Source organism: Synechococcus sp. R55.3 (assembly GCF_047461975.1).
GTDB lineage: Bacteria > Cyanobacteriota > Cyanobacteriia > Thermostichales > Thermostichaceae > Thermostichus.
This window is the reverse complement of sequence record NZ_JANSIG010000071.1, coordinates 1-16,818: the sequence shown is the minus strand read 5'-3', so window position 1 is coordinate 16,818 and position 16,818 is coordinate 1. Positions and strand designations below refer to the sequence as shown.

The window sequence follows — 16,818 nt, the reverse complement described above, 5'->3', positions numbered from 1 at the left end:
CTGAGGGAGGAGCCAAGGGCTGCTTGGCTGGAGCTGTCCGATCCCTAAAATAGGCTTAAAAAAGAGTCTAGGTATTGAGTAGCACTTTGCAAGGCTTCCCCTCAGGGAATAGGATCCCCGCATCAAAGTAGCTGGCACAAGGCCCCCTGCGCCGGATCCTCCCATGAAAGACCTTTACCGCGAGCTGGAATTACAGCCCAATGCAACTCTAGAAGAAATTAAAGAGAGCTACAGGCGGCTTGCCAAAGAATACCATCCCGATAAACTTCACCCAGATACACCTGTTAAGGGGCGGCAGTACATTGAGGAAAAGTTTAAGTCTATTCAGGAAGCATACTCGGTCCTGAGTGATCCTGTGAAGCGAAAAGCCTATGACTCCCAAAGGCTTTCCCAGACTTCGCCCACAAAAGGGAGCGGGTATGACCAAGACTTAAAAGCAGAACGCGGTTACAGCACACAAGATGGCAAACCTTGGCCCTTTGACTTCGACAAGATAAAGGAAGCTGCAGAAGAGATAGAACGTCGTAAGAAAAACATCGAGGCCAACTATAACCAAAGAGTAGAGCAAGTTAAGTCTGAGTTAAGGAGAAACTTGATCTCTATCGGAATAAAACAAGAGGAAGCTAAAATTGATCATACCTTTGCCACCAAAAGTGACACTATACTGGGTGCCCTCTCGCTTTTAGTCCTGAGCTTGTTCATTGGTGCCTTAAGTAGCTCAATCGGGCTTGTGCTCTTTCTAATCTCAGTTATTAGTCTTTTTATGGCCATTTTTGATAAAGGATATAGCAAGTCGCAAGTTGAGAGCGCTAAGAAGCTACAGGAAGAGGCAAAATCAGTAATAGCCCAGATAGAGAAAGATAGGAACTCGAAGCTTTCCCAGCTTGAGCTTCACTGTAGAAGTAGGATCGATCATTTTAAAGCTGTCCCTATCGAATCTATATCCCCTAAGTGGGCTGAGTGGGGAGGATCAGCTATTTTTGCTAACTGCAATGAAGGAAAAGGCAGATGCTAAAAGCCTAGAAGAAAACTTGAAGATAGCGGCTGGAGTTGCTGTGGGTATTGGCATACTAGCCGCCTTATTTGGGCTGGGAGGTGGATTTCACCCATTCTGAATCTCAAGAAGAGGCAAAACACTGCTTCATCTCCTGCAGCACCTGGGCATCTTGAGAGGCCGTTCTCGCGCCCGCTTGAGCAGCCCAGCACTTAAGACTCTCGATTTGGTCGCGGGCAATCGAGGCCAAGGGCACGGTTTCGCGGATGGCCTGCAGGATATCCTCTTGGGTAAAGTCCCGCCGGGCGCCGCTGCCACTGCCCCCAAAGGCGTTGTACATGGCATCTACGATGGCTTGCTCGATCTCGGCCCCGCTGAAGTCCTGAGCTGTGGCTGCCAAGGCTTCCAGGTCGAACTCCCGCAGGCGGCTGGGGCGCAACCGCTGCAAATGCACCCGGAAGATCTCTTTGCGCTCAGCGTGGGTGGGCAGGTTCAAGAAGAAAATCTCGTCAAAGCGGCCCTTGCGCAACAGCTCTGGCGGCAGCAGCGGCACGTTGTTGGCAGTGGCCACAATGAAAACGGGGCTGGTCTTCTCCTGCATCCAGGTAATCAGGCTGCCAAACACCCGGCGGCTGGTACCAGAATCTCCATCGGCGCTGCTGGTGATGTTGCCAAAGGCTTTGTCGATTTCGTCGATCCAAAGCACGCAGGGGGCCATCGCCTCTGCCAGTTGGATCATCTGCCGCACCCGGCTTTCCGACTCGCCGACGATGCCGGCAAACAGCCGCCCGGCATCCAATCTCAGCAGGGGCAGCCGCCACTCATTGGCGATGGTCTTGGCGGAGAGGGATTTGCCGGTGCCCTGGATCCCGACCAGCAGCACGCCTTTGGGGTTGGGCAGGCCATAGCGCCGCGCCTCTTCGGTAAAGGCTTCTTGCCGCACTCGCACCCAGGCCTTGAGATTATCTAGGCCCCCCACGCTTTTGAGGGTCTCGCGGGCGGTGAAAAACTCCAGGATGCCGGTTTGGCGGATGGCCTGCTTTTTTTCCTCTAGCACCAGGTCGATATCGGCTTCATTGACCTCCTGCTTGGCGGCCAAAGCGCGGGCCAAAACGCGGCGAATACGTTCTCGGCTCAGCCCTTGACAAGCTTTGACCAGTTGCTCGCGGGCTAGAGGGGTAAGCTTGAGTTTATCTGGGGCCACGTAGAGCTGGATGAGGCGGCTGATCTCTTCGCTATTGGGCAGGGGAATATCGACGACGGTGACCTCCTCTGCCAGGTCGCTGGGCACTTCCAGGGTGTGGCTGAGCAGGATCAGCATCTTGCGGGTGCGCTTGAGCTCGCGGCTGAGGTTTTTCAGCTCCCGGATGATGGGAGCGTTTTTGTCGCTGCTGGCGTTGCGCAACACAAAGTGCAGATCCCGCAGCACAAACAGGGTGTCCTCGTTGGGGGCAGAGCGCCACACCCGCCCCAGTGCCGCCATGATGGAGCCCCGATCCTCGCCTGTATCTTGCCAGCCCCGCACCAAGTCCCAGAACAACAATTGCCGCGGTGGGTCTGTCCGTCTGGCTACTTGGGTTAGCACGGCATCGGCAGGCTCTTCTTCTGGAGAGACCAAGTAAACCAGGGGGTAGCGGGCCCGGATCATCAAATCCAGCTCTGTCACCAGCCCTGCTTGCAGCTCCGCCGGGATCTCGACCAGGGCAGGATCCCTGCTGTCTGGATTTGTTTTTCTTGCGGCTTCTGTCATCGCCTCTGGAGTTTAGAACATCCTTACTTCATCTTCCTCTCACTTGTTCAGAAACCATTTGGATTGGAACAGCCAATAAGCAGCAAAATGCTCACGGTTGAGCTTCACGGTTGATCTTTAGGATAGGGCAGGGATCCCTTGCAGTTCGGCCAGCATGGTGCGGGCTGTCTGGGTGGGATCGGCAGCTTCCATCAAAGCCCGCACCACAGCTACACGGGTGGCCCCAGCTCGACGCACCTCGGGCAGGTTGTGGGGATCGATGCCGCCGATGGCAAACCAGGGCAGGTGGGCTTTCTCGGCAGCCAGGCGCACGTACTCCAGGCCGGCAGGGGGTTTCTCCGCTTTGGTGGGGGTGGGGTAAACGGGGCCGACGCCAATGTAGTCCACGTCGCTGTTCAGGGCTTGGGCCAGCTCTTCGGCGTTGGTGGTGGACAGGCCAATGAGCCGCTGGGATCCCAGCAGTTGTCGGGCTTCAGCCACCGGCAGATCCGTCTGGCCCAGGTGTACCCCATCTGCCTGGCTGAGCAGAGCCAAATCCACGCGGTCGTTGACGATCATCAGCGCCTGGTAGCGGTTGCACAGTTGCCGCAACTGCTTGAGATCCCGCAGCATCTCGCCGTCGGGGAGGTTTTTGCGGCGATATTGCACCAGGGTCACCCCGCCCCGCAGGGATTTTTCCACCACCTCTAGCCAGTGGGGCACAGGGCTGGTCACCAAATAAAGATGGGCTGCCAGGAGACGCTGCCGCAGGGATCCGCCCAGCAGTTCACTTTCCAAGACGTAGAGCCGATAGCGCATGTCTTTGGCCAGCTTGGCCAGGCCAGGGGCCACCCAGTGGTGGGATTCGGCCAACTTGCCGTATTCTTCCAACACCCGCAGGGCTTCTTGCACACGGCTGCAATTGGCTTGCAAGAGGTGGCGGAGATCCCGCCGTTGCTCCTCTTGGGGGTGGGAGATCTGGGTGCCTGGATCGGCGGGGGTATCGCGGGCCAAACGCAGGGGATCGCTGTGCCAGCGGGCTAGGGCTTGGCGCATGGCCTTGCATTCGGCAGAGAGCTCTCCCTCTTCCAGGCCGAAACGAAACCATTCTTCCAAGACCCGTAGTCCTTCACGAGCTCGATCGAGGTTGGCATCCAGAATACGGGCGACGGCCTGGGGTTTCATGTTCCCTATACGTGGGAAGAGAGTTGCTTAATTTTTACCAAAAAAATGCGCCTAAAGCCCCGTCCTACCCTTAGCCGGAAGCAAGTCAGTGGGGTGGAGAGTAGTCAATTCACTGTAAATCGGAATGGTTTCCCTGAGGCTGTCCTTGGCCCTGAGGAGAAAGAGGGTGATGCCATAAGGCGTTAAGAAAGGCTTGCTGCGGCGTGTGTCCCCAGGCGAAGGCCCGTGGGCCGGCCCCTTCCGGCAAGTAGGCCCAAGCATAGCGCTCGCAGGCGGGAAAGTAGCGGATCTCCCACCAAGTTCCCCCTACAGGCACATCTTTCACTGCCCGCAAGAAAGGGCCGCGATGGCGGGCGAGGCGCTCTTCTATAAAGTAGGGGCCTTCCAGCTGAAGGGCTTCTACCGCTGCAATAAGCTCGGCTCGTTGTCGCTCATTTCGGATCATCTCCCGGGTTCCCCTCTTGGATTGGCTCTATTCTATGAGGAGATTTCTGGTGAGCTGGGGGATCCCTCTTGATTCAGCCCAGATTGCGCCTACGGCAAGCTGTGGAAACCCAATGGAATCCAACGAATCCACCGCAGGTGCTGTGTCTGAGCAATGGACACGGGGAAGATGAGGTGGGCAGTCGCCTTGCTGTTGCCCTAGTCCAACTGGGGATCCCGGTGCAAGCCTTGCCGATTGTGGGAGAAGGGACAGCCTACCAACGCCAAGGGATCCCCCTGCTGCCCATTGCCCAGGTGATGCCGTCGGGGGGGTTTATTTATCAGGATTGGCGGCAGTTGTGGCGGGATTTGCGGGCCGGTTTGCTGGGGCTGACGGGGCGGCAATTGGCGTTGGTTCGGCGGGCAGCAGCCCAGAGGAACCTGGTGCTGGCCGTGGGGGATATTGTGCCCTTGCTGATGGCATGGTGGAGCGGGATCCCCTACGTCTTTGTGGGCACGGCCAAGTCGGACTATTACTGGCGAGATGAACGGGGGCCCTACCGACGCCCCTGGATCCCTTTTGGGCAGCCGATTTCCGATTACCTGCCCTGGGAGCGCTGGCTGATGGCCCACCGACGCTGCCTGGGTTCTTTTTTGCGGGATGAGCTGACGGCTACAGCTTTGCAAAAACGGGGCCTAAGGGCCTTTTACCTGGGCAACCCGATGATGGATGGCCTAGAGCCACGCGGGACATTGCCTTTGGATCCCCACCGACCGGCCTTGCTGCTCTTGCCCGGATCCCGTCCGCCGGAAGCCTATCGCAACTGGGCTCTGATGATGCAGGTGGTGGAGCGGCTCCCAAAGGAGCTGCAAGTCTATGCTGCCCTCAGCCCCAACCTGGAGCGAGACCCGCTTCAGGCTTGGATCCCATCTCAGCGCAGCGATGTGCTTCTGGTTTGGGGGGACTTCGGGGCCTGTGCCCAACGAGCAACAGTGGTGCTGGCCATGGCGGGAACGGCTACCGAGCAATGTGTAGGCTTGGGAAAACCGGTGGTAACCCTGCCGGGAGAAGGGCCCCAGTTTACCCCGCGCTTTGCCGAAGCACAGACTCGTCTTTTGGGATCCGCCGTCCACCTGACCTCAGTGGAGCAGGCTCCCGCCGTGGTTGGCCGGATTCTGGAACGCCTGGCCGCCGATCCCAACTACGCGGCTGAGTTGCGGGCCCATGGACGCCGCCGCATGGGATCCCCAGGGGCCGCCCGGCGCATTGCCGCTCAACTTCGAGATTGGCTCAAGCCATCCGGCCCGGTTTTGGAACCGTTCGAGCCAGACACATTGTGAAATATATTGTGAAATGGGGAGCAGGTCGTTAACAGGCCCGACTTATTGCTGTTAAGTTTAGTTTTCCGTTTTTAAGTATTTGATGGCCTTGAACCTTCTTTTGGGGTTGGAGAGCAGTTGGTGGATCCCTTGCTATGGGTGGGCGGGAACAGCTTTGGCCATTCCCTGGGCAACGGGGTGGGTCAAGGGCAGTGGCCCGCGCCCGGCAGCTTACCTCAACATCCTTCTGACTTTTGCCGCCTTTGCCCATGGCCTTTGGCTGTTGCGGCAGGTTTGGGGTCGGGATCCCCAGATCTTGAACTACCTCTGGTTTCGGGTGGCCGATCTGGATTTGACCCTGTCTTTGGAGATCTCGCCTCTGACAATGGGGGCCGTCGTCTGGATCAGCGGTTTGAGCCTGCTGGCCCAGATCTATGCGCTGGGGTATTTGGATAAGGACTGGGGCCTGGGTCGCTTTGCCGCTCTAATGGGCTTTTTCGAGGGGGGAATGACAGGGATCGCCCTCAGCGACTCGCTGTTTTTCAGCTATGCCCTGCTGGAGATGCTCACCCTTTCCACCTATTTGCTGGTGGGCTTTTGGTACGCCCAGCCTCTGGTGGTGACGGCGGCGCGGGATGCGTTTTTAACCAAGCGGGTAGGGGATCTGCTGCTGCTGATGGGGGTGGTGGCGGTTTCCAACTTTTCCGGGGCCTTGACGTTTTCCGACCTGCGGGACTGGGCGGCTACGGCCAGCTTGGATCCCACCTGGGCAGCTTGGATGGGCTTGGCCTTGATGGCGGGGCCCTTGGGCAAATGCGCTCAATTTCCGCTGCACCTGTGGCTGGACGAGGCGATGGAAGGGCCTAACCCGGCCTCGATCCTGCGCAATTCGGCGGTGGTGGCCTGCGGGGCTTTTGTGCTGATTAAGCTGCAACCGCTACTGGCCCTGTCGCCGATTACGAATGGGGTCTTGGTGGCCATCGGCACGATCACAGCCCTGGGCGGATCCCTGGTGGCCTTGGCGCAAATCGATATCAAACGCACCTTCTCCTACTCCACGAGTGCCTACTTGGGGTTGGTGTTTGTGGCAGTGGGAATGCAGCAGCCGGAGCTGGCCCTGGAGTTGCTGCTGATGCACGGCCTGGCTAAGGCGTTGCTGTTTATGGGAGCGGGATCCCTCATCTACACCACCGCTACCCAAAACCTGACGGAATTGGGAGGGTTGCGCAGCCGTATGCCGGCCACGGTGGCCGCTTTTGCCGTGGGATCCCTGGGGATGGTGGCTCTGCTGCCCCTAGGGTGCTTTTGGACGCTGACCCGCCTGGCGCTGGTCTACAGCGGGGTGCAGCCGGCCCTGGTGGGGGTGCTGCTGCTGGTGAATGGGCTGACGGCTCTCAACCTGGCGCGGGTGTTTGGCCTGGTCTTTTTGGGATCCCCTCAACCCAAAACCCGCCGGGCCCCTGAGGTGGGCTGGCTGATGGCTCTGCCCATGGGCATCCTGACGGTGCAAACCTTGCTCATGCCCTGGCTGTTGGGGCGCTGGGGGCTCTATCCCGACTGGAACCCGCAGCTGAGGTGGATGGCGGCTCTGCTGACGGCTGCTGGGCTGGTGGGGGCAGCCATTGGCGGCTGGCTGTACTGGGGGGACCAACGGAGGGTATATCTGCCCTGGCCGGAGTTGCAGGATCTGCTGGCCCACGACTTTTACACGGGGCACCTCTACCAAGCCCTGGTGGTGCAACCGGTCAGCGCCCTCTCCCGAGGATTGGAGTGGCTGGATCGCAACGGAGTGGACGGCTTGGTGAACGGGGTGAGCCTGGCCTTTTTCTTCAGCGGCGAAGCCCTCAAGTACACCCTGTCGGGGCGGATGCAACTCTATGTGCTGGTGATTGTCATCGGGATGGTGTTGGTTACAGCTTGGCTACTGCGTTCGTCCCATTTGGGGTTGGCCTATTGATGGGAGAGAGCCATGTTGAGCCTTTTGATTGGGATCCCGTTGTTGGGGAGCATCTGGATTGGGTTGATTCCCGAGCAGGCGGGGAAGGGCTTGCACCGGGCTTTGGCCTTGGGGTTTGGGTGGGTTTTGTTTGGCCTGAGCGCGGGGCTGTTGCTGATCTTTGACCCCCACCTTGGATCCCTGCAATTGGCGGAAAGGATGGCCTGGATCCCCCAGTTGGGCTTGGTTTATGAGGTGGGAGTGGATGGGATCTCTCTGCCTTTGGTGGTGATGACCGGGCTACTGGTGTTGATGGCTATTTGGGCCAGCGGCCAGGTGGAGCGGCCCCGCCTCTACTACAGCTTGGTGCTCATGCTGGCGGCAGCGGTGGCCGGAGCTTTTTTGGCTCAGAATTTGCTGCTGTTTTTCCTGTTCTATGAAGTGGAGCTGATCCCCCTGTATTTGCTCATCGCCATCTGGGGAGGGCCGCGCCGCACCTATGCCGCCACCAAGTTTTTGGTTTACACCGCTCTGTCGGGGATCCTCCTCTTGATTGGCTTTTTCGGCCTCAGTTGGCTGAGCGATGCCCACAGCTTTACCTACACCGTCCTGCAGGCCCACCCTTTACCTCGGCTGTCGCAGATCCTTTTGCTCATTCCCATTCTGCTGGGCCTGGCCATCAAGATCCCCTTGGTGCCCTTCCACACCTGGTTGCCGGATGCCCATGTGGAGGCTTCCACCCCCATTTCCGTGTTGCTGGCGGGTTTGCTTTTGAAGTTGGGCACCTACGGCCTGGTGCGCTTTGGCCTGCAGCTCTTGCCGGATGCCTGGGATCAAGCCGGGCCTTGGCTGGCCGGTTGGGCGGTGGTTAACGTGCTCTATGGATCCCTGAACGCCTTGGTGCAGCAGGATATGAAAAAGCTGGTGGCCTACAGCTCCATTGCCCACATGGGCTACATCCTCTTGGCTGTAGCAGCAGCCACTCCCCTCTCCCTAGTGGGATCCATCTTTCAGATGGTCAGCCATGGCCTCATCTCCTCGCTGCTGTTTCTTCTGGTGGGAGCCGTCTATGCCAACACCGGCACACGGGATCTCAAGCTGCTGCGGGGATTGCTCAACCCGGAGCGGGGCTTACCGCTTATTGGCAGCTTGATGGTGCTAGGGGTGATGGCCAGTGGCGGCACACCGGGCATGGTGGGCTTTATAGCTGAGTTCACCCTCTTTCGGGGCAGCTTTGCCGTCTTTCCCCTGCAAACGCTCCTGTGCATGGTGGGGACGGGATTGACGGCGGCCTATTTTCTGCTGATGGTGAACCGTGTCTTTTTTGGGCGCCTCTCGCAAGTGGCCATAGCCATGCAACGCCACGCCACTGAAGAGCGCCTGCCTGCTGTTGTTTTGGCAACGCTGGTGGTGTTACTGGGCCTGCAGCCTAGCTGGGCAACCCGCTGGGTGGAGTCCACCACCTTGGCCTTGGCCAAGGCTAACCTAGCTGGTGTTGCAGGACTGGTCACTGCCTTTCAGTTTGGGTTGTCTTCCTTTTGATGATTTGATGAGATCGACGGAGTTTCTTTTGCTCCCATGACTGCCACTCTTGCTCCTGCTCCTTCCTGCTTCTTTCTGGCCGGCTTATCTCCTCTGGAGCAACTGCAACTGGCTCCTATTGTCCAGCGCCTAGAGGCAGGGGGAGCCCTTGTGCCGGATGCCCCTGCCAATCGCCTAGAGGTCATTGGCATCCTGCATAGCTACGGCGAGGTGCTGGACGCCTATTCGCGCAATTTGATCTTTATTGCCGACCACCAATTTTTGGAGCTTTTTCCGGCGTTCAAGTATTTCAACGGCGAGATTACCCTGGGCAAATGGCTGCGCTACCTGTGGCATGACCGCATCAACTACGAGTTTGCCGAATACTGCATGAAGGCTATGCTCTGGCATGGGGGAGGGGGGCTAGACCGCTACCTGGATACCCCTGAATTTGTCGAGCGGGCCAAGAGAGCCATCCGGGCCAAAATCCGCTTCAATCCCTTCTTGCAGGGCTTGGGGATCTTGTTTCCCGACTTTGCTCTAGAACAGGTGCGCATGCTGGCTATGTACAGCGGCTTGGGCCAGTTTTGGCGGGTGATGAGCGATATTTTCCTGGCGCTGGCCAAGCGCTCTGAGACAGAACCCCACCTCACCATTCCCGACGTGGTGGCTCACATCCAGCAGGGGTTGGTGGCAGCTGCCGACAAGCCTATCACCTACACTCCCTGCATCTGGGGCCGCCGCTACGAGATCATCCCTCTCTCGGCGGGTCTGACTTTCCTATCAGATACGGCTATCCCCTATGTGGAAGCGGTGTTTTTCCGCTCCTTTCCCTTTATGGGCACGGTTTCCTACAACGCCCAGGCCGGTCAGATTCCGCAAGAGCAGGCGGATTTTGCCTATGGGGCCCTGTATGCCGACCCACTGCCGGTGGGGAGCGCCGGGATCCCGCCTACCCTGTTGATGCAGGATATGATGCGCCACCTGCCCCCCTACTTGCGAGAGCACTACCGCCGCCAGCCTCGCGGGGATGATGACCTGCGGGTGAAAATCTGCCTTAGCTTCCAAAAGGCCATGTTCTGTGTTACCACTGCCGCCCTGCGGGCTCTTGCCCCCTTCCCTCTGGAAACTCAGGATCCCCAGCAGCAAATGGCCAACCGAGAGTTTCTCACCCCTTGGTTGCAGCGATTGGCGGGATCCCGGCTGTTAAGCATGCAGGAAGTTTTTGGTATGTGATGCTGAAACTGCGCGGCAATACGGTGATGTCAAAGACAAGTTAAGGCTCGAGGGGCGTCCGTTATCTGAGAATGGTGTCTGGATTGCAGCCCTTGCACTGTAACATGCTCTGTTTTTGGTAACACGCGACGCTCGTTTTCAAGAAGTAGAGCGCTTGCAAATAGCAATGTGGTGAGTAAAGCCACCGCATAACAACCCGGTCGGAGCCAACTGCCGAAAGTCTTCAGGGTGGTCTTTCCATATTTTGATTCTGTTCCTTTTGCTAAATATGTAGGAAATCTAAGGGCTAACGGCCCCCAGAGCGAAAGGAACTGTGCCAAAAAGTCAGCCGCTTTTCGACCATTACAATCAACTGATAAGCTAGGGCGCTGATAACGGTGGCATAAATGATGGCCGCCCAGACGATGTCGAAATTGAAGCGAGCCGCCTCGATCCGGATGCGGAAGCCCAGACCAAGCCCCGGAGCGGCAAAGAATTCCCCCACAATGGATCCAATCATCGCCAAGGTGAGCGCCAGCTTGAGGGCATTAAAAATGTAGGGCAAAGATTGAGGGATCCGCACCTGCCAAAACACTTGCCCGGCACCGGCCCCGTAAGAGCGCATCAAATCCAATTGGCTGGGATCCACCGAACGCAACCCTCGCACCGTGTTGAGCACCACCGGAAACAGCACCACCACCGCCACCACTGCTGCTTTCGAGGGCCAGTCGATGCCAAATGCCCCCACCATGACCGGGGCCAAAGCCGGAATGGGAATACTGGAGAGGGCTGCCAAATAGGGCAAAACCCCCTGTTCGATCTTGGGAAAACGGGCCAAGAGCGCCCCCAGCAACAGGCCGGATCCCACCCCCAAGCCAAACCCCACCAGCGCCTGTCGCACAAAAGTTTGCACTGCATCTCGCATCAGGGCAGCTCGCGCCATCCAGGCGGCCTGCAACACCCGCGTTGGGGTAGGCATTAATCCCGGCGGCACCCGATAGCCCACCAGCAATGTCTCCGTAAGCAGTAGTCCCAACAGCAAAATCAGCAAGGGGGGCCCCCATCCCCGCCCGCGTCGGCCCAAGCCCCAGCAGCCTGTTCCCCCAATCCAGGCGGCCAGCAAAACTGCCGGCAAAAACCAGCTTGGCGTTGCTTCTGGTACCGTTCCTCGCAGGATCCCCAAAGCCAGCAGACCCCAGAGGTAGAAGATCTCGTCTCTCCAAACAAGCAGGCCCTTCCAGAGGTTGAACGAAGCAGGTACAGCCGGTTGCATGGCCAATTGGGAATTGCGTTAACCCAGTCACCTTCTATCCAAAACCATTCTCACGGCCCAAGCAGAATCACAGAACACCACGTTAAGGCTTGGAAGTGGGATCCGGTTTTCGGCTAGAATATTCTCTCTAGGCGAGTGTTTTCTGGTTGAGTTGTGGGGTGGCGTAGCCAAGTGGTAAGGCAGAGGTCTGCAAAACCTCTATGCGCCAGTTCGAATCTGGCCGCCACCTTTCAAACCTCACTTGCATCCCAAGCAGGGCAAGCATGAAAGACAAGATGATATTGATGATCCCCGGCCCCACTCCCGTTCCCGAGAGTGCTCTGCTGGCGATGGCACGGGGGCCCATCGAGCACCGCAGCAAAGAGTTCACCGCCATTTTGGAAGAGGTCACCGATGGGTTGCGCTGGCTGCACCAAACCACCTCAGATGTGTTTGTCTTTTCCGCCAGTGGCACCGGCGCTATGGAAGCCGGGATCCTCAACACCCTCAGCCCTGGGGATCGGGTTTTGGTGGGGGTGAACGGCAAGTTTGGGGAGCGCTGGGCGGAAATGTCCGAGCAATTTGGCCTTCGGTGTGAGCGGGTGGAAACTCCCTGGGGGATCCCTTACCCCGTCGAGATCTTCCAAGAAAAGCTGGCTGCCGACCGGGAAAAAACCATCAAAGCTGTTATCCTCACCCACTCGGAAACTTCCAGCGGCGTAGCCAACGATGTGCAAGCCATTGCTGCTGCTGCTCGCGAGCATGGGGAAGCCCTCGTCCTGGTGGATGGGGTCACCAGCGTGGGGGCAATGCCGGTGCTGATGGACGAATGGGGCTTGGATGTGGTGGCCTCGGGATCCCAGAAAGGCTACATGATCCCACCGGGCTTGGGATTTGTAGCCGTGAGCCAACGGGCCATGGCCGCTTCACAACGTTCGACCTTTCCCAAGTACTACTGGAGCTTTAAGCTGGCGCAAAAGGCTCTGCACCAGGGCACCACTCCCTTTACCCCGGCGGTGAACCTGTTTTATGCCCTGCGAACGACGTTACAGATGATGCGGGCAGAGGGTTTGGAGGCCATTTACCGGCGTCATGCCAGGTTATCCCAAGCCACCCGCGCCGGTGTTAAGGCTCTGGGCCTTAAGCTCTTGGTTGATCCAGAATCTGCGGCTAGCCCCGCCGTGACAGCCGTGCTGGCTCCCGAAGGGATCAATGCCGATACCCTTCGCAGCATCTTGAAGAAGCAATTTGATCTGGCCACTGCTGCCGGACAAGATCACCTCAAGGGCAAGATCTTCCGCATCGGCCATTTGGGCTTTATCAGCGACCGCGATGTGCTGATGACCTTGGCTGCTCTGGAGTCGGCTTTACACACGGCGGGCTACAGCGACTTCACTCCAGGGGCAGGAACTCGTGCTGCTGAGGAAGTACTGGCCCACGGCTAGGGATCCCTTCTGAACCCTCAGCTCAGCGGCCTTTGACACATGGCACTGACCCCTACCCCTGGCTACAATGGGGGGACATGCTTAATAAAACTTCAGAACCCAAGGGTGGCTATGGCTGTCAGCTTGGAACGGGATCCCTGCGTGGTGGCTTCCGCTGTGGAGTTGCGGCAGGTGCTGCAGAGGGTTGGCCCCCATTCTTGTCCCTTGCAGTACAACTTTCACCTGCATACCCGCTGTTCGGATGGGCAGATGGATCCGGTGGATCTGGCGGAGCAAGCACGCCGGCACGGTCTGAAGGGACTGGCCATCACCGATCACCACACCCTGAAGGGCTACGAACGAGCACGCACCCACTTGGATCGTCCCGACGACCCCATCCTGTGGCCGGGGATCGAGATCACCGCAAACCTGTTGGGCTGTGAAGTGCATATTCTGGGCTACGGCTTCGATCCCACCGATAGCGTCCTGGATCCCTTTGCCCAAGGGGAGCAGGTTCCCGGCTTGCCCGCCGCCGACGCGATCCAGGCCATTCAAGCGGCAGGAGGCTTGGCGGTGTTGGCCCATCCCTTTCGCTATTGCCTGCCTGCAGAGGAAATTGTCCCAGCCGCAGCGGAGTTGGGAATAGATGGCCTTGAGGTCTACTACGCCTACAAAAACCCGGAGATTTGGATCCCTAGCCCAGAAGTGACGGAGAAAGCGGAAGAGTTGGCCGAGGCCTACGGACTTTTGAAAACCTGTGGCACCGACTCTCATGGCCCCAGTATTCTGAGGCGGATTTGAGCCAGGCTACCCAGGTGGAGAACGGGCTGCTACGGGCGTGGATAGAGCAACTGTCCAAGCCGGCGCAACTGCTCTGCAGTGCCCATACACAGCAGCAAATCCCCCGGCTGCAACAGGGTTTCTCCGCTGGGGCCACCGATCAACTGGCCATCCGCCCGTCGAATCGCCACCACCAAAGCTCCGGATCGGTTGCGCAAATCGGCTTTCCGTAGGGTTTGCCCGACATAAGGACATTCTTGGGCTGCCAGCTCGTACTCCTCTAGGTAAAAAGTGCGATCCCGACCGACAAGGATGCCATCCACAAAGTCCACAACCCGGGGGCGTAAGGCAGCCGCCGCCATGCGTTTTCCGCCCGTGATGTAGGGAGAAATGGCATGGGCAACGCCCGCCCGCTGCAGTTTTTGCAAAGCCTCTTCCGTATTGGCGCGGGCAATGGTGCGAATGCGGGGGTTCAAGGTGCGGGCCGACAAGACCACGTAGAGGTTCTCGGCATCGGAAGACAGGGCGGCAATCAGCCCCTCCGCCTGTTGCACCCGCGCTTCCAGCAAAGTGGCATCTAGAGTACTATCCCCCTGGAGAGCCACATATCCCAGCTCTTGAGCCACCTGAATCGCCTCAGCAGACTGATCGATCACCAAAAATGGCACCCCTTCTGCTCGAAACTCTTGGGCCACCTGCCGGCCAATGCGCCCGAAACCGCAAATGATGTAGTGGTTGTTCAGCGCTTCCATCTGTTTCTTCCATTTCCGTTGCCGGATCCCTTCCTGAAAATGTCCCTGGATGAGGGCCTCTGTAAAGCGATTCACCATGAAGCCGATGCCCAAGACCCCCATCAGGATCAAGGCCACCGTAAATAAACGCCCCCGCTCCCCCAGCGGCCCCACCTCCATGAAGCCCACGGTGGTTAGGGTGATAACGGTCATGTAAAAAGCTTCCACCCAAGGCCACTGCTCCACCCCGTGGTACCAGAGGGTGCCGATCAGCACCACACACACCAATGCCCCCACGCCCAAGCCGAGGTCTCGCCGGATTCCGGGATCCCTTTTGGCAGCCTGGAAGGGGGGACGAGCAGAAGCCATAGAGCCCAGCCAGATCTAGCCCAGGAAAAGGAAGCAAGAACTAGAATGGGGAAGAACCCGTTGTTGTTCGGTAACAAGTGGAGTGCGGATGCCTGAATACATCAAAGTGGAATATCGGATCGACAAAAACGGACAGGTCACCGAGACCGTACTGAATGGTTCTGGCTCCAGTTGTACCCTAGCTACCGCCGGCTTGGAATCGGCGCTCGGAGCCGTGCAGAAACGGGAGCTCTTGCCGGAGTTTCACCAACTGACTGAAATCGAGAGGGAGTCAGAAGTCTCTTTGAAGCAAACCCGCTGACTCCATATCCATTTGCCTAGGGTTCTCACCATCTTCTCACTTTTTCTTTTTGCTCCCCTTTCCGGCCGTATTGCCGGCCCGTGCCGCTCCAACCGCAGCCTGAAACAGCCAAACAGCCAATGGAGCAGCGACAACCAAGATGATGCTGGTGGGGCCGACGCCAAAATCCGGCTCGCCAGAAGCCAACTCGAAAATTGAGCCAACAGCAGCAATGGCGCTGAGGCAGGAAACGGCCAAGAGCAGGTAACCTTTAACGCTGGTGGTCATAGAGAACCCGTTTGTGGACTAAACTTGTGCGGCTCGAAGACAAGCCGGTTAGATGCGTATTCATTCGCTAAAAAGCCCTCCCACTCCTGAGAGGGCTACCTTTCATGCTAAGAGCAGGGATCCCTGTCCAGCAAGGCAAAACCAAAAGTGGGATCCCTAGAAGTTCAGCACTTGGGGTGTGGATTTAGCCGTTCACGATGATCTTGCCGACCATTCCGGCCCCACGGTGGGGCGTGCAGTAGTAGGTGTACTCACCTGGAGGAACATCAACAAAAGCCGACTCCACCACCTGCTTAGGAGCAGTGAGCAGTGCCTTGTGGGAGAGCTTGGCGGCCAGAGCCGCATCTCCACCGGGCACCTTGTCGAAGACAACATTGTGGGGGTAGACCTTGTTGTTCACCCATTGGACGGTATCCCCTTGGTTGATGGTGAGAGAAGGCGGATCGTAGACCAACTGGGCCTTGTCAGATCCCATTTTGACAATGTAGGTCTCGGCAGCAGCAGGGTTGGACAAGAGCGCCACAGCCAACCCCCCAACCACAAGGCTGAGCAGGATGAGCTGCAAACGCTTCACCAGGTTGAAAACTAGAGACATGGATTCCTCTCAAAACGCAACAGCAGTTATCCCAGACTTTGCGGCTCGGTTGCCCCTTTCCAGGTTGCGAAGAGCACCCAGCCAGGCGGATGGGCAGCAGGGACAGTTGAATTCCCAATGCTCATTATAAGAGGGCTCATCCCAGAATAGAGCAATGCCCAACTGCGGGGCGGCAACATCCATCCTTTACAGGGAGCCGCGGCAGACCGAACCCGCCAAACAGCACAGCTCTTCCAGAAACCTACGGCAACCCTGTTGCCAGGCAATCCGATGCGGCTGGATCCCCGGCCAGTTGGGGCAGGATGTTTTGGCGGTTGGTGAGCGTACGCAGGTGACCGAGAGCCAGTTTTCTGGGTCGTCCTCATCTCTACCCAAAAGTGCTTCGCAAAGTTTCGCAAAGTAGAGATTCTTTTTCCGTGGGATCCCTTAAAGTCCAAGAGTGTCTTGCCTAACAAATCCGTAGGGTTGTCGATGCACAAGAAGGGCAAATCATCCTAATCTCAAAGAGCAGGTTCTTGGATGCTGCTGGTCGGTATTCCTTTGAGATTCCTCAATAACATCACCTGAAAGTCAGTTGGTTGTTCAGCCCTCACCAAAATAGGGAGTCTGTTAAGATGAGCGTACAGCGTTCACCCGTAGTTGGTCCAAGCAAGAGTCGGCTTGCAACAAGTTTAGAATCGACGGATCAGCGGCTTAACATTCAAATCTTGGCCCGGTGTATTGGCACTGCCTTGAACCTGGGCGCTCCTCTCAGGGTTGAAGTGCACTACACCTCA

At 57.8% G+C, this 16,818-nt stretch carries 15 protein-coding genes and 1 tRNA gene; 9 read left to right on the top strand and 7 right to left on the bottom strand.

What is annotated here, in order from left to right; all coding sequences use genetic code 11:
- Window positions 1-163 precede the first annotated feature (163 nt).
- Window positions 164-1,015, top strand: coding sequence for a DnaJ domain-containing protein (locus NW849_RS10980; RefSeq protein WP_414357669.1), 852 nt, complete (start codon window positions 164-166; stop codon window positions 1,013-1,015).
- Window positions 1,016-1,118: 103 nt separating this feature from the next.
- Here the strand turns inward: NW849_RS10980 and NW849_RS10975 are convergent, their stop codons facing one another.
- The 3 genes from NW849_RS10975 to NW849_RS10965 form a co-directional block, all read right to left on the bottom strand.
- Window positions 1,119-2,642: an AAA family ATPase gene (locus NW849_RS10975; protein WP_414357670.1), complete on the bottom strand. Its 1,524-nt coding sequence runs from the start codon at window positions 2,640-2,642 to the stop codon at window positions 1,119-1,121.
- A 219-nt stretch (window positions 2,643-2,861) separates the two neighbouring features.
- Window positions 2,862-3,908 carry a thiamine phosphate synthase gene (locus tag NW849_RS10970; protein WP_414357668.1) on the bottom strand — a complete coding sequence of 349 codons (1,047 nt, stop codon included), beginning with the start codon at window positions 3,906-3,908 and terminating at the stop codon, window positions 2,862-2,864.
- Between the two features lie 109 nt (window positions 3,909-4,017).
- Window positions 4,018-4,353 (bottom strand): hypothetical protein, encoded by a 336-nt coding sequence (locus NW849_RS10965; protein WP_011433411.1) that lies wholly within the window; start codon window positions 4,351-4,353, stop codon window positions 4,018-4,020.
- Between the two features lie 68 nt (window positions 4,354-4,421).
- Here NW849_RS10965 and NW849_RS10960 point away from each other — a divergent pair, with 68 nt between their 5' ends.
- From NW849_RS10960 to NW849_RS10945, 4 genes are all read left to right on the top strand, one after another.
- On the top strand, window positions 4,422-5,672 hold the full coding sequence (locus tag NW849_RS10960; RefSeq protein ID WP_414357667.1) for a lipid-A-disaccharide synthase-related protein: 1,251 nt from the start codon (window positions 4,422-4,424) through the stop codon (window positions 5,670-5,672).
- 82 nt (window positions 5,673-5,754) lie between these two features.
- Window positions 5,755-7,608, top strand: coding sequence for an NAD(P)H-quinone oxidoreductase subunit F (locus NW849_RS10955; protein ID WP_414357666.1), 1,854 nt, complete (start codon window positions 5,755-5,757; stop codon window positions 7,606-7,608).
- A gap of 12 nt (window positions 7,609-7,620) precedes the next feature.
- Window positions 7,621-9,129 (top strand): NADH-quinone oxidoreductase subunit M, encoded by a 1,509-nt coding sequence (locus NW849_RS10950; RefSeq protein ID WP_414357665.1) that lies wholly within the window; start codon window positions 7,621-7,623, stop codon window positions 9,127-9,129.
- Between the two features lie 36 nt (window positions 9,130-9,165).
- Window positions 9,166-10,344 (top strand): CO2 hydration protein, encoded by a 1,179-nt coding sequence (locus tag NW849_RS10945; protein ID WP_414357664.1) that lies wholly within the window; start codon window positions 9,166-9,168, stop codon window positions 10,342-10,344.
- A gap of 286 nt (window positions 10,345-10,630) precedes the next feature.
- On the opposite strand, the gene NW849_RS10940 is transcribed toward NW849_RS10945, so the two are convergent.
- Window positions 10,631-11,596, bottom strand: coding sequence for an ABC transporter permease (locus tag NW849_RS10940; RefSeq protein WP_414357663.1), 966 nt, complete (start codon window positions 11,594-11,596; stop codon window positions 10,631-10,633).
- Window positions 11,597-11,753: 157 nt separating this feature from the next.
- Between NW849_RS10940 and NW849_RS10935 the strand changes: the two genes are divergently transcribed.
- From NW849_RS10935 to NW849_RS10925, 3 genes are all read left to right on the top strand, one after another.
- Window positions 11,754-11,825 (top strand) — tRNA-Cys (locus tag NW849_RS10935).
- 34 nt (window positions 11,826-11,859) lie between these two features.
- Entirely contained in the window at window positions 11,860-13,020 is a 1,161-nt protein-coding gene (locus NW849_RS10930) for a pyridoxal-phosphate-dependent aminotransferase family protein (RefSeq protein WP_414357662.1), read from the top strand.
- 111 nt (window positions 13,021-13,131) lie between these two features.
- Window positions 13,132-13,800, top strand: a complete 669-nt coding sequence (locus NW849_RS10925; protein WP_414357661.1) for a PHP domain-containing protein — start codon at window positions 13,132-13,134, stop codon at window positions 13,798-13,800.
- Window positions 13,801-13,829: 29 nt separating this feature from the next.
- Here NW849_RS10925 and NW849_RS10920 read toward each other — a convergent pair whose 3' ends face one another.
- Window positions 13,830-14,879, bottom strand: a complete 1,050-nt coding sequence (locus NW849_RS10920) for a potassium channel family protein (protein WP_414357660.1) — start codon at window positions 14,877-14,879, stop codon at window positions 13,830-13,832.
- A gap of 88 nt (window positions 14,880-14,967) precedes the next feature.
- Here NW849_RS10920 and NW849_RS10915 point away from each other — a divergent pair, with 88 nt between their 5' ends.
- Window positions 14,968-15,180, top strand: coding sequence for a DUF2997 domain-containing protein (locus NW849_RS10915; protein ID WP_414344087.1), 213 nt, complete (start codon window positions 14,968-14,970; stop codon window positions 15,178-15,180).
- 36 nt (window positions 15,181-15,216) lie between these two features.
- Here the strand turns inward: NW849_RS10915 and NW849_RS10910 are convergent, their stop codons facing one another.
- Window positions 15,217-15,447 (bottom strand): hypothetical protein, encoded by a 231-nt coding sequence (locus NW849_RS10910; protein WP_011433402.1) that lies wholly within the window; start codon window positions 15,445-15,447, stop codon window positions 15,217-15,219.
- 184 nt (window positions 15,448-15,631) lie between these two features.
- Entirely contained in the window at window positions 15,632-16,042 is a 411-nt protein-coding gene (petE, locus tag NW849_RS10905; RefSeq protein WP_414328834.1) for a plastocyanin, read from the bottom strand.
- Window positions 16,043-16,818 lie beyond the last annotated feature (776 nt).

What these genes read in the sequence shown, in the direction of transcription:
- NW849_RS10925 (WP_414357661.1), top strand. Translation starts at nt 13,132, where the DNA reads ATGGCTGTCAGCTTGGAACGGGATCCCTGCGTGGTGGCTTCCGCTGTG.
- NW849_RS10975 (WP_414357670.1), bottom strand. Translation starts at nt 2,642, where the DNA reads ATGATCCGGGCCCGCTACCCCCTGGTTTACTTGGTCTCTCCAGAAGAA.
- NW849_RS10940 (WP_414357663.1), bottom strand. Translation starts at nt 11,596, where the DNA reads ATGCAACCGGCTGTACCTGCTTCGTTCAACCTCTGGAAGGGCCTGCTT.
- NW849_RS10945 (WP_414357664.1), top strand. Translation starts at nt 9,166, where the DNA reads ATGACTGCCACTCTTGCTCCTGCTCCTTCCTGCTTCTTTCTGGCCGGC.
- NW849_RS10930 (WP_414357662.1), top strand. Translation starts at nt 11,860, where the DNA reads ATGAAAGACAAGATGATATTGATGATCCCCGGCCCCACTCCCGTTCCC.
- NW849_RS10950 (WP_414357665.1), top strand. Translation starts at nt 7,621, where the DNA reads ATGTTGAGCCTTTTGATTGGGATCCCGTTGTTGGGGAGCATCTGGATT.
- NW849_RS10920 (WP_414357660.1), bottom strand. Translation starts at nt 14,879, where the DNA reads ATGGCTTCTGCTCGTCCCCCCTTCCAGGCTGCCAAAAGGGATCCCGGA.
- NW849_RS10910 (WP_011433402.1), bottom strand. Translation starts at nt 15,447, where the DNA reads ATGACCACCAGCGTTAAAGGTTACCTGCTCTTGGCCGTTTCCTGCCTC.
- NW849_RS10915 (WP_414344087.1), top strand. Translation starts at nt 14,968, where the DNA reads ATGCCTGAATACATCAAAGTGGAATATCGGATCGACAAAAACGGACAG.
- NW849_RS10955 (WP_414357666.1), top strand. Translation starts at nt 5,755, where the DNA reads ATGGCCTTGAACCTTCTTTTGGGGTTGGAGAGCAGTTGGTGGATCCCT.
- NW849_RS10965 (WP_011433411.1), bottom strand. Translation starts at nt 4,353, where the DNA reads ATGATCCGAAATGAGCGACAACGAGCCGAGCTTATTGCAGCGGTAGAA.
- petE (WP_414328834.1), bottom strand. Translation starts at nt 16,042, where the DNA reads ATGTCTCTAGTTTTCAACCTGGTGAAGCGTTTGCAGCTCATCCTGCTC.
- NW849_RS10970 (WP_414357668.1), bottom strand. Translation starts at nt 3,908, where the DNA reads ATGAAACCCCAGGCCGTCGCCCGTATTCTGGATGCCAACCTCGATCGA.
- NW849_RS10980 (WP_414357669.1), top strand. Translation starts at nt 164, where the DNA reads ATGAAAGACCTTTACCGCGAGCTGGAATTACAGCCCAATGCAACTCTA.